Raw genomic sequence first — 15,433 nt, forward strand, 5'->3', positions numbered from 1 at the left:
AGGAACGGGGAAAATCGGTGGATCGCTCACAGTTACTCAGCACCGCGCGCAGCAATGTCGTAGACCTCAGCCGGGGCAATCTGGGCGTGCCGCTGTTGCTGCTGGTCATGCTCGCCATGATGATGCTGCCGGTGCCGCCGTTCCTGCTGGACGTGTTCTTCACGTTCAACATTGCCCTGTCGATCGTCGTGCTGCTGGTGTGCGTCTACGCCCTGCGGCCACTGGATTTCGCCGTCTTCCCCACCATCCTGCTGGTGGCCACACTGTTGCGCCTGGCGCTGAACGTGGCGTCCACCCGTGTGGTGATGCTCCACGGCCAGGACGGGCACGCCGCCGCCGGTAAGGTGATCCAGGCCTTCGGTGAGGTGGTGATTGGCGGTAACTATGTGGTCGGTATCGTGGTTTTCGCCATCTTGATGATCATCAACTTCGTCGTGGTGACCAAGGGCGCCGGGCGGATTTCCGAGGTGAGCGCGCGTTTCACCCTCGATGCGATGCCCGGCAAGCAGATGGCGATCGACGCCGACCTTAACGCCGGTCTCATCGACCAGAGCCAGGCCAAGCTGCGTCGCCTGGAAGTGGCCCAAGAAGCCGAGTTCTACGGTTCCATGGACGGTGCCAGCAAATTCGTGCGCGGTGACGCCATCGCCGGCCTGCTGATTCTGTTCATCAACCTGATCGGCGGCATGGCTGTCGGCATCTTCCAACACAACATGTCGTTTGGCGACGCCGGCAGGGTTTACGCCTTGTTGACCATTGGTGACGGTTTGGTGGCGCAATTGCCATCACTGTTGTTATCCACAGCGGCCGCGATCATGGTGACCCGTGCTTCGGGCTCCGAAGACATGGGCAAGCAGATCGGCCGGCAGATGTTCGCTTCGCCCAAGGCCCTGGCCGTCGCGGCCGGTCTGATGGCCGTGATGGGCCTGGTGCCGGGGATGCCGCACATTTCCTTCCTGACCATGGCCGCCGCCGCCGCGGGTGGTGCCTACCTGTTCTGGAAGAAGCAGAACGTGCAGAAAGTCCAGGCTCTGCAAGAGGTCAAGCGCCAGCAGGAACTGCTGCCGTCGCCGGCCCGTGCCATGGAAACCAAGGAGCTGGGCTGGGATGACGTGACCCCGATCGACATGATCGGCCTGGAAGTCGGCTATCGCCTGATTCCCTTGGTCGACCGTAACCAGGGTGGTCAGTTGCTGGCGCGGATCAAGGGGGTGCGCAAGAAGCTCTCCCAGGACCTGGGCTTCCTGATGCCCACTGTGCACATTCGCGACAACCTCGACCTGGCGCCGAGTGCCTATCGCCTGACCTTGATGGGGGTGATTCTGGCCGAAGCCGAGATCTACCCCGACCGTGAATTGGCGATCAACCCGGGCCAGGTCTATGGCAGCCTCAACGGCATCACCGCCAAGGATCCGGCTTTCGGCCTGGAAGCGGTGTGGATCGAAATCAGCCAGCGGGCCCAGGCCCAGTCCCTCGGTTATACCGTGGTGGACGCCAGTACCGTGGTGGCGACCCACTTGAACCAGATCCTGTACAAGCACTCCAGCGAGCTGATTGGCCACGAAGAAGTCCAGCAACTCCTGCAAGTGCTGGCCAAAGGCTCGCCAAAACTGGCTGAAGAGCTGGTGCCGGGCGTGGTTTCGTTGTCGCAGTTGCTCAAGGTGCTGCAGGCGCTGTTGGCCGAACAAGTGCCCGTGCGCGACATACGCAGTATCGCCGAGGCCATCGCCAACAACGCCTCCAAGAGTCAAGATACCGCCGCCTTGGTGGCTGCGGTTCGGGTCGGCGTGTCCCGCGCAATCGTCCAAAGCATTGTAGGCACTGAGTCTGAGCTGCCTGTGATCACCTTGGAGCCAAGGTTGGAACAGATATTGCTCAATAGTCTGCAGAAGGCAGGACAAGGCTCGGAAGAGGGTGTTCTGCTGGAGCCAAGCATGGCCGAGAAGCTGCAGCGTTCGCTGATCGAAGCAGCCCAGCGGCAGGAGATGCAAGGCCAACCGGTGATCCTGCTGGTGGCCGGTCCGATTCGCGCGATGCTCTCGCGATTCGGTCGCCTCGCGGTCCCGGGGCTGCATGTGTTGGCGTACCAGGAAATACCGGACAACAAGCAAGTGACCATCGTTGCGACAGTAGGGCCCAACGGCTGAGGTAGTGGTTTATGCAAGTGAAGCGTTTTTTCGCCGCCGACATGCGTCAGGCCATGAAACTGGTTCGTGACGAGCTGGGCGCTGAAGCAGCCATCATTGGCAACCGTCGTATCGCCGGCGGTGTCGAGCTGACGGCGGCCCTGGATTACAAACTGTCTGCGCTGGCCCCGCGGGTTCCGAACATGGAACTCGAAGACGAGCTGCGCAAGACCCAATCGCGCATCGCCAGCGCCCAGGCCGAACTGAGCCTGCGCAGCAGCGAAGGCGAGGGTGCCGCGGGCACCAATCGTCAATTGTTCGCCGGCCAGCCGCTGACCGCGGGCCTGCCGTTGACCGCTGCCGAGCCGCTGATCGAGCAGGCCCAGGCCGAACCGCGTCGTCCTGAGCCGGCACCCGCCGCGCCTGCCCGCGGGCTCGACCCGCGCGCCCTGGACTCGATGCGCTTCGAACTCAACAGCCTGCGCGAACTGATGGAAGTCCAACTCGGCTCCCTGGCCTGGAATCAGCTGCAAGGCAGCCGTCCGGCCCAGGCCAACCTGTGGCGTCGCCTGCAACGCATCGGCTTGTCCGGCCCGTTGTCCCGGGACCTGCTGGCGCTGATCAATGGTATCGAAGAGCCTCGCCAGGCCTGGCGCATGTTGCTGGCGCACCTGGCGCGGATGATCGCCACGCCGGAAGTCGAGCCGCTGGAGGAGGGCGGGGTGATTGCCATGGTCGGTCCTGCCGGCATGGGCAAGACCACCACCCTGGCCAAGCTCGCCGCCCGTTATGTACTCAAGTACGGCGCCCAGAGCATCGCCCTGGTGAGCATGGACAGTTTCCGCATCGGTGCCCAGGAACAACTCAAGACCCTGGGCCGGATCCTCAATGTGTCGGTGACTCATGTGGATCCGGGCCAATCCCTGGCCCAGGCGCTCGAGCCGCTGCTGCGCAAGCGCGTCGTGCTGATCGATACCGCAGGCCTGCAAGCCAGCGATCCGGCCCTGCGCATGCAGCTCGAAAGCCTGGCCGGACGCGGTATCAAGTCAAAAAATTATCTCGTGTTGGCAACCACCAGCCAGAAACAGGTTCTAACCGCCGCATACCACAGCTACAAGCGCTGCGGACTGGCTGGCTGCATCCTGACTAAGCTGGACGAAACGGCAAGCCTGGGCGAGGTGTTGAGCCTGGCGATCGGTCATGAACTGCCGGTGGCCTACCTGACCGATGGGCCGCGGATCCCGGATGATTTGCATCTGCCGCGCCGTCATCAACTGGTCAGCCGTGCCGTGAGTGTGCAAATGCAGGAAGAACCCAGCGAAGAAGCCATGGCTGACATGTTCGCTGACATCTACCACAGCCCGACCAAACAGGTCGGCTGAGGTAATCATGAATATTTTTTGTACCTACATCGATGGTCTGCCATGCATTGTTCCTTATGCGAACGCGCAGCCAGTAATGTGGCCTCCGTCTAAGAAGACAAGGTAAAGAACGAACATGGGCAGCATGCATCCCGTACAGGTGATCGCGGTGACCGGCGGCAAAGGTGGCGTCGGGAAGACTAACGTGTCAGTGAACTTGTCCCTGGCTCTGGCAGAGCTTGGCCGACGGGTCATGCTGCTGGACGCCGACCTGGGCCTGGCGAACGTCGACGTGCTGCTGGGGCTTACCCCCAAACGCACCCTGGCGGACGTGATCGAGGGCCGTTGCGAACTGCGCGACGTGCTGTTGCAGGGGCCGGGCGGGATTCGCATCGTGCCGGCTGCCTCCGGTACCCAGAGCATGGTTCACCTGACCCCGGCCCAGCACGCGGGCCTGATCCAGGCCTTCAGCGACATCGGCGACAACCTCGATGTGCTGGTGATCGACACCGCGGCCGGCATCGGCGACTCGGTCGTCAGTTTCGTCCGCGCCGCCCAGGAAGTGCTGCTGGTGGTCTGCGACGAACCGACGTCCATCACCGACGCCTACGCCCTGATCAAACTGCTGAACCGCGACTATGGCATGAACCGCTTCCGCGTCCTGGCCAATATGGCCCAGAGCCCGCAGGAAGGGCGCAACCTGTTCGCCAAGTTGACCAAGGTCACCGATCGTTTCCTGGACGTCGCCCTACAATACGTCGGCGCCGTGCCGTACGACGAAAGCGTACGCAAGGCCGTCCAGAAGCAACGTGCCGTTTATGAAGCTTTTCCTCGTTCCAAATGCGCGCTGGCGTTCAAGGCGATCGCCCAGAAGGTCGATACCTGGCCACTGCCGGCCAACCCCCGCGGGCATCTGGAATTTTTCGTCGAGCGTCTTGTGCAACAAACAGCAGGGCCCGTGCTATGACAGCCAGCGGTTACAACCATCTCTACAAAAAATCGGCACGGGACGCCCAATACGAATTGATCGAGCGTTATGCGCCACTGGTCAAGCGTATTGCCTACCACTTGCTGGCGCGGTTGCCGGCCAGTGTCCAGGTGGAGGACTTGATCCAGGCCGGCATGATCGGCCTGCTTGAAGTGTCGAACAAATACGACGCCAGCAAAGGTGCCAGTTTCGAGACTTATGCCGGTATCCGCATTCGCGGGGCGATGCTCGATGAAGTCCGCAAGGGCGATTGGGCGCCGCGTTCGGTGCACCGCAATACCCGCATGGTCAGTGACGCGATTCGGGCAATTGAAGCGAAAACCGGGCGTGACGCTAAAGATCATGAAGTTGCGGCCGAACTCCAGTTGAGTCTCGACGATTATTACGGGATTTTGAACGATACCTTGGGCAGTCGCCTGTTCAGTTTCGACGACCTGTTGCAGGACGGCGAACACGAAGGGCTGCACGAGGATAACGCGAGTGCTCACATGGAGCCGTCGCGTGACCTGGAAGATGAACGTTTCCAGAGTGCGCTGGCGGATGCGATTGCCAATTTGCCGGAGCGTGAGCGGCTGGTCTTGGCGCTGTACTACGACGAAGAGCTGAACCTCAAGGAAATCGGTGAGGTCCTGGGGGTCAGCGAATCGCGGGTCAGCCAGTTACACAGCCAGTGCGCGGCCCGTTTGCGGGGGCGTTTGGGGGAGTGGCGAGCGCGTTGACAGGCAGTGTGGGGACACTGCGACGAGGCTGGCCTGGCAGGTGCTGCGCCAGTCTCCATCCGTTGTGCTCCAGACCGTTGTCGAGTGTTGTGCCGGATTTGATTGAAATGGCGCGTCCAGGTGCTGGGCGCGTTTAAGACTGCTTGGAGGTCGAATTGGACAAGAACATGAAAATCCTCATCGTTGATGACTTCTCAACGATGCGGCGGATCATTAAAAACCTGTTGCGTGACCTTGGGTTCACCAACACGGCCGAAGCAGATGACGGGACCACTGCGCTCCCGATGTTGCACAGTGGCAACTTCGATTTTCTGGTCACCGACTGGAACATGCCGGGCATGACCGGTATCGACCTGCTGCGCCAAGTGCGTGCCGACGAAAAACTCAAGCATCTTCCGGTGCTGATGGTCACTGCCGAAGCCAAGCGCGAGCAGATCATCGAAGCGGCCCAGGCCGGTGTGAACGGCTATGTGGTCAAACCCTTCACGGCCCAGGCGTTGAAAGAGAAGATCGAAAAAATCTTCGAACGCATCGGTTAACGGCGCCACGGGGGAGCTATGGACAACGAATCTTCAATGGGCGATTTCGAATCGACCCTGAAAAAACATGCCCGCGAACTGGTCGACAGCCTTGAAAAAGGCCGCTTTGGCGATGCGGTTCAAATGATCCATGAGCTCAACCAGACCCGTGACCGCGGTCTGTATCAGGAAGTGGGCAAGCTCACGCGTGAACTGCACAGCGCGATTGTCAATTTCCAGATCGACCCGCACATGCCGCAGGCCGAGGAAGTCTCGCAGATCACCGACGCCACCGAGCGCCTGGGGTATGTGGTCAAGCTGACCGAAGCCGCGGCCAACCGCACCATGGACCTGGTGGAGAGCGCAACGCCGCTGGTCAATGGCCTGAGCGAAGACGCCCAGGCCTTGAGTACCGACTGGGGCCGGTTCATGCGTCGTGAAGTCGGTGCTGAAGAGTTTCGGGAGCTGGCCCGTCGGGTCGACGGTTTCCTGACGCGCAGCAGCACCGAGAACCGCGCCGTGGCAAGCAACCTCAACGACATTCTGCTGGCCCAGGACTATCAGGACCTGACCGGTCAGGTGATCAAGCGCGTGACCCAGTTGGTCACCGAAGTTGAAAGTAATCTGCTCAAACTGGTGTTGATGGCCAGCCAGGTCGACCGCTTTGCAGGTATCGAACACGACCGTGAAGCGATGCTCGCTGAAAAAGATCCACAAAAACATCTCTCTCAGGGTGAAGGTCCGCAAATTCATGCCGATAAAAGAGAAGACGTTATGTCCGGTCAGGACGATGTGGACGATTTGCTGTCCAGCCTTGGATTCTGAGTTTTAGCCCTGTTTTAGGAGCAGCCATTAATGAGCTTCGGCGCCGATGAAGAGATCCTTCAGGATTTCCTGGTTGAGGCCGGCGAGATTCTAGAGCAACTATCCGAACAACTGGTCGAGCTGGAAAGCCGACCTGATGATGCGGATCTGCTCAATGCAATTTTTCGCGGTTTCCACACTGTAAAAGGAGGCGCCGGCTTCCTCCAGCTCAACGAGCTGGTGGAGTGCTGTCACATTGCCGAGAACGTGTTCGACATCCTGCGCAAGGGTGAGCGTCGTGTTGACTCGGAGTTGATGGACGTGGTGCTCGAAGCGCTGGATGCGGTCAACAGCATGTTCAGCGAAGTGCGCGAGCGCTCGCCGATTACCCCTGCTACCCCTGAGTTGCTCGCCGCGCTGGCACGCCTGGCCGAGCCGCAATCGGCTGACGAAGCGGCGCCGGTTGCCGAAGCGGTGGTTGAAGAGCCGGTCGCCGAAGAATCGGGTGACATTACCGATAATGAGTTCGAACAGCTGCTGGACTCCCTGAATACCGTCAAGGCCCAGGCCGAGGCGCCGGCCGCTCAGGTCGCACCTGCTGCGCAGGGCGCCGGGGCTGGCAGCGATGAAATCACCGATGCCGAGTTCGAGTCGCTGCTCGACCAGCTTCACGGCAAGGGCCAGTTCGCGCCGGATGCGGTCGTTCCGCCGACGGCCCCCGCCGCCCCGAAAGCGGCTGGCGACAGCTCCGACATCACCGACGACGAATTCGAAGCGTTGCTCGACCAGTTGCACGGCAAGGGCACCTTTGCCGTTGACGCGCTGGATTCGGCCATCGCTTCGGCGCCGACGCCGGCCAAGCCTGCCGCCGCTGCCGCTGGCAGCGATCTGATCAGCGACCACGAATTCGAATCGCTGCTCGATGAGCTGCATGGCAAGGGCAAGTTCAGCGAAGTCGGTACGGCGTCTGCCGCGCCTGCCGCCACCGCGGCGGCACCGGCGGCCAAGGCTGCTGCGCCCAAACCCGCAGCCAAGGCACCGGAACCCAAGGCCGAGCCCGCCAAGCCTGCCGCTGCCGCCCCGGCGCCAGCCCGGGCTCCGGCGGCTGCGCCAGCGGAAAAACCGGCCAGCGAAGCCGAGACCACCGTTCGGGTCGACACCGCACGCCTGGACGAGATCATGAACATGGTCGGCGAACTGGTGCTAGTGCGTAACCGTCTGGTGCGCCTGGGTCTCAACAGCCAGGACGAAGCCATGTCCAAGGCCGTGTCGAACCTCGACGTGGTCACGGCCGATTTGCAGACCGCGGTCATGAAGACCCGGATGCAGCCGATCAAGAAAGTCTTCGGGCGCTTCCCGCGCCTGGTTCGCGACCTGGCTCGCCAGCTCAAGAAAGAAATCAACCTGGAACTGGTGGGTGAAGAGACCGACCTCGACAAGAACCTTGTCGAGGCCCTGGCCGACCCGCTGGTCCACTTGGTGCGCAACGCGGTCGACCACGGCATCGAGTCGCCGGAAGAACGCGAAGCCTCGGGCAAGGTCCGCAGCGGCAAGGTGATCCTGGCCGCCGAGCAGGAAGGTGACCACATCCTGTTGTCGATCTCCGACGACGGCAAAGGCATGGACCCGAACGTGCTGCGTTCCATCGCGGTGAAACGCGGCGTAATGGACAAGGATGCCGCCGACCGCCTGAGCGACACCGAGTGCTACAACCTGATCTTCGCCCCGGGTTTCTCGACCAAGACCGAGATTTCCGACGTTTCGGGCCGTGGCGTGGGCATGGACGTGGTGAAAACCAAGATTTCCCAGCTCAACGGTTCGATCAACATCTATTCGACCAAGGGCCAGGGCTCGAAGATCGTCATCAAGGTCCCGTTGACCTTGGCGATCATGCCGACCCTGATGGTGATGCTGGGCAACCAGGCCTTCGCCTTCCCGCTGGTCAACGTCAACGAGATCTTCCACCTCGACCTGTCGCGCACCAACGTGGTGGACGGCCAGGAAGTGGTGATCGTACGGGACAAGGCATTGCCGCTGTTCTACCTCAAGCGCTGGCTGGTCAGCTCCGCAGCTCATGTGGAGCAGGGCGAGGGCCATGTGGTGATCCTTTCGGTGGGCACTCAGCGGATCGGCTTCGTCGTCGACCAGTTGGTGGGCCAGGAAGAAGTGGTCATCAAGCCGTTGGGCAAGATGCTCCAGGGCACCCCGGGCATGTCCGGCGCCACCATCACCGGCGACGGCCGCATCGCGTTGATTCTCGATGTGCCAAGCATGCTCAAGCGTTACGCCGCCCGGCGTATTTGATTCTGGAGGGGGGCGGCCCAGAGCCGCGCCTCGTCTAACGGAGTGTTTATGGTAGTTAAAGTCCTGGTGGTGGACGATTCGGGTTTTTTCCGTCGCCGCGTCTCGGAAATTCTTTCGGCGGACACGAGTATTCAGGTCGTCGGTACCGCGACTAATGGCAAAGAGGCGATCGATCAGGCCCTGGCACTCAAGCCGGACGTGATTACCATGGACTACGAGATGCCGATGATGGACGGCATCACGGCCGTGCGGCATATCATGCAGCGCTGCCCGACCCCGGTGTTGATGTTTTCGTCCCTGACTCACGAAGGCGCCCGGGTAACCCTCGATGCGCTGGACGCCGGGGCGGTGGACTTCCTGCCGAAGAATTTCGAAGACATTTCGCGCAACCCCGACAAGGTCCGGCAGTTGCTGTGCGAAAAGGTCCACAGCATTTCCCGCAGCAATCGTCGTGTCGGTGCCTACAGCACTCCGGCGCCGGCCCCGGTTGCGGCGCCAAGCCCTGCGCCAGCGCCGACGGCATCGGGCAGCTTCAATCCGGCCCCGGTACGCAGCGCCCCGGCACTTGCGCCGACGCGTTCGGCACCTGCCAGTGCAACGTCGCCGGCACCCAAGCGCAAAGCCTACAAGCTGGTGGCGATCGGTACGTCCACAGGCGGCCCGGTGGCGCTGCAACGGGTCCTGACCCAGTTGCCGGCCAACTTCCCGGCTCCCATCGTGCTGATCCAGCACATGCCCGCGGCGTTCACCAAGGCGTTTGCCGAGCGTCTGGACAAGCTGTGCAACATCAGCGTCAAGGAAGCCGAGGATGGTGACATCCTGCGTCCGGGGCTGGCCTTGTTGGCGCCGGGTGGCAAACAGATGATGATCGACGGCCGTGGCGCGGTGAAAATCCTGCCGGGCGATGAGCGCCTGAACTACAAGCCTTGCGTGGACATTACCTTCGGTTCCGCGGCCAAGTCCTACGGTGACAAAGTTCTGGCGGTGGTGCTCACCGGCATGGGCGCCGACGGTCGCGAAGGCGCACGGCTGCTCAAGCAGGGCGGCAGTGCGATCTGGGCCCAGGACGAAGCCAGTTGCGTGATCTACGGCATGCCGATGGCCATCGTCAAAGCCGATCTTGCCGACGCGGTGTACGGGTTGGACGACATCGGTAGACACCTGGTCGAGGCCTGCCTGTAATGGATGTGCTCAGCCTGATTGGCATCATCATGGCGTTCGTCGCCATCATTGGCGGCAATTACCTGGAAGGTGGTCATCTGGGCGCGTTGGCCAACGGTCCGGCGGCATTGATCGTGCTCGGTGGCACCATTGGCGCGGCGCTGTTGCAGTCGCCCATGAGCGCTTTCAAGCGCGCCATGCAGGTGCTGATCTGGATTCTGTTCCCGCCCCGTGTCGACCTGGCCGGTGGCATCGACCGCGTGGTGAACTGGAGCCTGACCGCTCGCAAGGAAGGCCTGCTGGGCCTGGAAGGGGTGGCCGACGCCGAACCCGACAGCTACTCGCGCAAAGGCCTGCAATTGCTGGTGGACGGCGCCGAGCCGGAAGCCATCCGTAGCATCCTGGAAGTGGATTTCTACACCCAGGAAAGCCGCGACATCGAGGCGGCCAAAGTATTTGAAAGCATGGGCGGTTATGCGCCGACCATCGGCATCATCGGTGCGGTGATGGGCCTGATCCATGTGATGGGCAATCTGGCCGATCCATCGCAGCTGGGCAGCGGTATCGCCGTGGCGTTCGTCGCCACGATCTACGGCGTGGCGAGTGCCAACCTGGTGCTGCTGCCCATCGCGGCCAAGCTCAAGGCCATCGCGTTGCGCCAGTCGCGCTATCGCGAAATGCTGCTGGAAGGGATCCTGTCGATCGCCGAAGGTGAAAACCCGCGCTCCATTGAGTTGAAGCTCCAGGGCTTCATGGATTAATGGGGGATATGGCGCATGGCACGTCGCAGGCATCGTGAAGAACACGTCAACCATGAACGCTGGCTCGTTTCCTACGCCGACTTCATCACGCTGCTGTTCGCTTTTTTCGTGGTCATGTATTCGATTTCGTCGGTCAACGAAGGCAAGTACAAAGTGATTTCCGAGGCGTTGATCGGGGTCTTTACCGATTCCGACCGAGCCCTCAAGCCCATCCCTATCGGCGAGGAGCGGCCCAAGACCACCACCCCGGCCAAACCCTTGGTCAAGGACAGCGAGCAGGTCGATGCCGGTATCGCCGGCAGTAGCGATCCGTTGAAAAGCATCGCCGACGACATCAGCGCGGCGTTCGGTGACCTGATCAGCTCCAACCAGATGACCGTGCGCGGCAACGAGCTGTGGGTCGAGATCGAACTCAATTCCAGCCTGTTGTTCGGCAGCGGCGACGCCATGCCCAGCGACATGGCGTTCAACATCATCGATAAGGTCGCGGCGATCCTCAAGCCCTTCGACAACCCGATCCATGTCGAAGGCTTCACGGACGACCAGCCGATCCGTACCGCGCAATACCCGACCAACTGGGAACTGTCCTCGGCCCGTTCGGCGAGCATCGTGCGCATGCTGGCGATGCAGGGCGTGAACCCCGGTCGCCTGGCCTCGGTGGGCTACGGTGAGTTCCAGCCGGTGGCCAACAACGCGACGGCCGAGGGGCGTGCGCGCAACCGGCGGGTGGTGCTGGTGGTGTCGCGTAACCTCGATGTACGTCGTAGCCTGACCGGTACCGGTACGGCCAATGCAACCCCGGATGCGGCATTGAAGCGGGCTGGCACACAAACTGCACCGGCTCCGGTCAAGTCGCCGGGAAGACAGAGTGCCGTCAATTCTCCGTCACCCGCTTTATAACCGAGCTATTTCTCGGTCGAGCCTGTTTCGGCCGGGAGGAACGATCCGAATGAGAGTCTGGGCAGTCGCCAATCAAAAAGGTGGTGTGGGCAAGACCACATCTTCCATCGCTTTAGCCGGGTTGCTGGCCGAGGCGGGCAAGCGCGTGGTCATCGTCGATCTGGACCCCCATGGCTCGATGACCAGCTACTTCGGCTACGATCCCGACAGCTTGGAGCACAGCAACTTCGACCTGTTCCTGCACAAGGGCGTGGTGCCCGAGGGTTTGCCGGGGCAATTGTTGTTGTCCACCAGCGACGAGCGGATTTCCCTGTTGCCGTCGAGCACCGCCCTGGCCACCCTGGAGCGACAATCGCCCGGGCAGAGTGGCCTGGGCCTGGTGATCGCCAAGAGTCTGGCGCAGCTGTGGCAGGATTTCGATTACGCGATCATCGACAGCCCGCCGTTGCTGGGGTTGCTGATGGTCAATGCTCTGGCCGCCAGTCAGCAATTGGTGATCCCCGTGCAGACCGAACATTTGGCCGTCAAGGGGTTGGAACGCATGGTCAATACACTGGCGATGGTCAACCGCTCGCGCAAACAGACGCTGGCCTTCAACATCGTGCCGACGCTGTTCGACCGTCGCACCCAGGCGTCCCTGGGGACCCTGCGGGTGTTGCGGGACAAGTACCCGGATGACATCTGGCAGGGCTATATTCCCGTCGACACCCGCCTGCGGGATGCCAGCCGCGCCGGTGTGACCCCTTCGCAATTCGATGGCAAGAGCCGTGGCGTGCTGGCTTACCGAGCGCTGCTCAAGCATCTGCTGGCCCAACAGCTTGTTTCGCAGCAGGTGGCTTAAGGTGACGAGGCTTTCCACTGGCAGTGTGTTCGCTTGCGAACGCTCAAGTCCTGCCGCATTCATGCCGATAACCTCTTCAAGTGGCGCACTGTTCCTATGAGCCGCCCAGTAAAGACAACCTCGCGTCCGCAAATGGCCCTGCAGTCCTATCTGGATGGGCTGTTGCAGGAAGCGACCGAAGAACTGCCACCGCCGCCAGGCGTGATCGAGGCGTTGCCCGAACACGTCGAAGCCGAGGGTGTGCTGGATGAATTTCAAGCGGCCGTGCTCGAAGAGCAGGCCCGTGACGCACAGAAGTCAGTGGTGGCCGCGGCGGTCGAAGCGCCGTTCATCAAGCCACAACTGGCGGTAATGGAGGCACCTGCTCCGATCCTGGCGCCGGTCTCGACCGTTGCCCCGTTGCTGCAGGGGCTGGTGACGCCGGTGGTGGAAGTTCACTTGCCGCCGAGCAACCCACCGCCACCAGTGCCGGGCGACGACCGTCCGGCCTGGGCCGCCGAGCCGTTCGAGTGTTTGTTGTTCGATGTGGCCGGGTTGACCCTGGCGGTGCCGCTGGTCTGCCTGGGATCGATTTATTCCCTGGCCGGGCAGGAACTGACGCCGTTGTTCGGCCAGCCGGAATGGTTCCTCGGGATCCTGCCGAGTCAGGCGGGCAACCTGAAGGTACTGGATACGGCACGCTGGGTGATGCCGGACCGTTATCGCGATGATTTTCGCCAGGGCCTGCAATACGTGATCTCGGTGCAAGGTTATGAGTGGGGATTGGCGGTGCACCAGGTCAGCCGTTCGCTGCGCCTGGATCCGAACGAGATCAAGTGGCGCAGCCATCGAGGGCAACGGCCATGGCTGGCCGGTACGGTGATTGAGCATATGTGCGCCTTGCTGGACGTTTCCGAGCTGGCGGAGTTGATCGCCAGCGGCGGGGCAAAACACCTGGGCGGCAGCAAGAAGCCGGTCCAGAAACCGAAATAAGACAACCGGCGCCGCACAGCGTCGCCGGACAGAATACACGCCGCCACAGGCGGTTTTTCGAGGGGTCAAGGTATGAATGATAAGGCGTCGTCTCAAAAGGGTTCTGAAGATCCGATTCTGCAATGGGTGACCTTCAAGCTCGATAACGAAACCTACGGCATCAACGTGATGCGCGTTCAGGAAGTGCTGCGCTATACCGAGATCGCCCCGGTACCGGGTGCACCCAGCTACGTGCTGGGCATCATCAACCTGCGTGGCAACGTGGTCACCGTGATCGATACCCGTCAGCGCTTCGGCCTGATGAACGCCGAGATCAGCGACAACACCCGGATCGTCATCATCGAAGCCGACAAGCAAGTGGTTGGCATCATGGTCGACAGCGTCGCCGAAGTGGTTTACTTGCGTCAGTCGGAAATCGAGACGGCGCCGAACGTGGGTAACGAAGAATCCGCCAAGTTCATTCAAGGCGTGTGCAACAAGAATAACGAGTTGCTGATTCTGGTTGAACTGGACAAGATGATGAGCGAAGAAGAGTGGTCGGAACTGGAGAGTATCTGATTGATTCTTGAGGTAGCAGTCATTGTCCTGTTCCTTTTCTGGGCAGGTACGCTGGCGATGTTCTTGGCATACATACGTGGCCAGCGGCAGATTGCCGCTCAGCAGGCCCAGGGCGATGCGCTGCGCGACCAGCGCATCAAGGACCTGGCCAAGCGCGTCGACGATTACCAGAACGGCACCGTGCGCATGGGCGAAGCGCTCCATGAGCTGCGTGCCGTGGTTGCGCCGTTGCCGGACAAACTCGCCCAGTTGGAACAGCGTGACCCCTCCAGCCTGTCCTTCGCCCAGGCCGCCCGCCTGGTGGGCATGGGCGCCAGCGTCGACGAACTGACCCAAGCCTGCGGCCTGACCCAGGCCGAGGCGGAGTTGATGAGCAAGCTGCACCGAGGCGGCTGATCGCTTTCTTCGCAGCATTCATGTGGGAGCGAGCTTGCTCGCGATAGCGGTGTGACCGTCAACAGCGATGTTGAATGTGAGCCCGTCATCGCGAGCAAGCTCGCTCCCACAGGTTTTTTCTGGCGTTCACACTGATCGTTCCAGCCAGCCCATAACCCCTGTGGCGAGGGAGCTTGCTCCCGCTGGCCTGCGAAGCAGGCCCCAGCATTTTGCCCGCACTCTGTCGCAGCATTCATGTGGGAGCGAGCTTGCTCGCGATAGCGGTATGACCGTCAACAGCGATGTTGAATGTGAGCCCGTCATCGCGAGCAAGCTCGCTCCCACAGGTTTTTTCTGGCGTTCACGCTGATCGTTCCAGCCAGCCCATAACCCCTGTGGCGAGGGAGCTTGCTCCCGCTGGCCTGCGAAGCAGGCCCCAGCATTTTGCCCGCACGCTGTCGCAGCATTCATGTGGGAGCGAGCTTGCTCGCGATAGCGGTGTGACCGTCGACAGCGATGTTGAATGTGAGCCCGTCATCGCGAGCAAGCTCGCTCCCACAGGTTTTCTGGCGTTTACACACTGATCGTTCCAGCCAGCCCATAACCCCTGTGGCGAGGGAGCTTGCTCCCGCTGGCCTGCGAAGCAGGCCCCAGCATTTTGCCCGCACGCTGTCGCAGCATTCATGTGGGAGCGAGCTTGCTCGCGATAGCGGTGTGACCGTCGACAGCGATGTTGAATGTGAGCCCGTCATCGCGAGCAAGCTCGCTCCCACAGGTTTTTTCTGGCGTTCACGCTGATCGTTCCAGCCAGCCCATAACCCCTGTGGCGAGGGAGCTTGCTCCCGCTGGCCTGCGAAGCAGGCCCCAGCATTTTGCCCGCACGCTGTCGCAGCATTCATGTGGGAGCGAGCTTGCTCGCGATAGCGGTGTGACCGTCGACAGCGATGTTGAATGTGAGCCCGTCATCGCGAGCAAGCTCGCTCCCACAGGTTTTCTGGCGTTTACACACTGATCGTTCCAGCCAGCCCATAACCCCTGTGGCGAG

General features: G+C 61.6%; 14 protein-coding genes. All 14 read left to right on the plus strand.

The genetic code is table 11. The features are described from left to right. Positions 1-17 precede the first annotated feature (17 nt). Positions 18-2,147 (plus strand): flagellar biosynthesis protein FlhA, encoded by a 2,130-nt coding sequence (flhA, locus tag AB7M32_RS12415; RefSeq protein WP_072408503.1) that lies wholly within the window; start codon positions 18-20, stop codon positions 2,145-2,147. An 11-nt stretch (positions 2,148-2,158) separates the two neighbouring features. Then, on the plus strand, positions 2,159-3,508 hold the full coding sequence (gene flhF, locus AB7M32_RS12420) for a flagellar biosynthesis protein FlhF (protein WP_060738636.1): 1,350 nt from the start codon (positions 2,159-2,161) through the stop codon (positions 3,506-3,508). Between the two features lie 115 nt (positions 3,509-3,623). Beyond that, the gene (fleN, locus tag AB7M32_RS12425; protein ID WP_003184001.1) at positions 3,624-4,454 is read left to right on the plus strand and encodes a flagellar synthesis regulator FleN; all 831 of its coding nucleotides are present in this window, start codon (positions 3,624-3,626) and stop codon (positions 4,452-4,454) included. After that, positions 4,451-5,194 (plus strand): RNA polymerase sigma factor FliA, encoded by a 744-nt coding sequence (fliA, locus tag AB7M32_RS12430; protein WP_014337177.1) that lies wholly within the window; start codon positions 4,451-4,453, stop codon positions 5,192-5,194. Before fleN ends, fliA begins: the two co-directional genes overlap by 4 nt. Positions 5,195-5,361: 167 nt before the next feature. Beyond that, on the plus strand, positions 5,362-5,733 hold the full coding sequence (locus AB7M32_RS12435) for a chemotaxis response regulator CheY (protein WP_003199125.1): 372 nt from the start codon (positions 5,362-5,364) through the stop codon (positions 5,731-5,733). Between the two features lie 18 nt (positions 5,734-5,751). Continuing rightward, positions 5,752-6,537, plus strand: a complete 786-nt coding sequence (locus AB7M32_RS12440) for a protein phosphatase CheZ (RefSeq protein WP_072408501.1) — start codon at positions 5,752-5,754, stop codon at positions 6,535-6,537. A 30-nt stretch (positions 6,538-6,567) separates the two neighbouring features. After that, positions 6,568-8,820: a chemotaxis protein CheA gene (locus AB7M32_RS12445; RefSeq protein WP_454250065.1), complete on the plus strand. Its 2,253-nt coding sequence runs from the start codon at positions 6,568-6,570 to the stop codon at positions 8,818-8,820. 48 nt (positions 8,821-8,868) lie between these two features. Further along, the gene (locus AB7M32_RS12450; RefSeq protein ID WP_454250066.1) at positions 8,869-10,002 is read left to right on the plus strand and encodes a protein-glutamate methylesterase/protein-glutamine glutaminase; all 1,134 of its coding nucleotides are present in this window, start codon (positions 8,869-8,871) and stop codon (positions 10,000-10,002) included. Beyond that, entirely contained in the window at positions 10,002-10,742 is a 741-nt protein-coding gene (locus AB7M32_RS12455) for a flagellar motor protein (RefSeq protein WP_072408495.1), read from the plus strand. Before AB7M32_RS12450 ends, AB7M32_RS12455 begins: the two co-directional genes overlap by 1 nt. Before the next feature lie 15 nt (positions 10,743-10,757). Continuing rightward, positions 10,758-11,642, plus strand: coding sequence for a flagellar motor protein MotD (gene motD, locus AB7M32_RS12460; RefSeq protein ID WP_060738632.1), 885 nt, complete (start codon positions 10,758-10,760; stop codon positions 11,640-11,642). Positions 11,643-11,691: 49 nt separating this feature from the next. Beyond that, a complete protein-coding gene (locus AB7M32_RS12465; protein ID WP_072408494.1) occupies positions 11,692-12,483 on the plus strand; it encodes a ParA family protein in 792 nt (263 codons plus the stop codon). Between the two features lie 96 nt (positions 12,484-12,579). After that, positions 12,580-13,455, plus strand: coding sequence for a CheW domain-containing protein (locus AB7M32_RS12470; RefSeq protein ID WP_072408492.1), 876 nt, complete (start codon positions 12,580-12,582; stop codon positions 13,453-13,455). A 72-nt stretch (positions 13,456-13,527) separates the two neighbouring features. Continuing rightward, positions 13,528-14,013, plus strand: a complete 486-nt coding sequence (locus AB7M32_RS12475) for a chemotaxis protein CheW (protein ID WP_003199144.1) — start codon at positions 13,528-13,530, stop codon at positions 14,011-14,013. Further along, complete coding sequence (locus AB7M32_RS12480) at positions 14,014-14,409, plus strand: DUF2802 domain-containing protein (protein ID WP_060738629.1); 396 nt, start codon at positions 14,014-14,016, stop codon at positions 14,407-14,409. The last annotated feature ends 1,024 nt before the right edge of the window (positions 14,410-15,433 follow it).

It is taken from the genome of Pseudomonas sp. R151218B TE3479 (assembly GCF_053629195.1).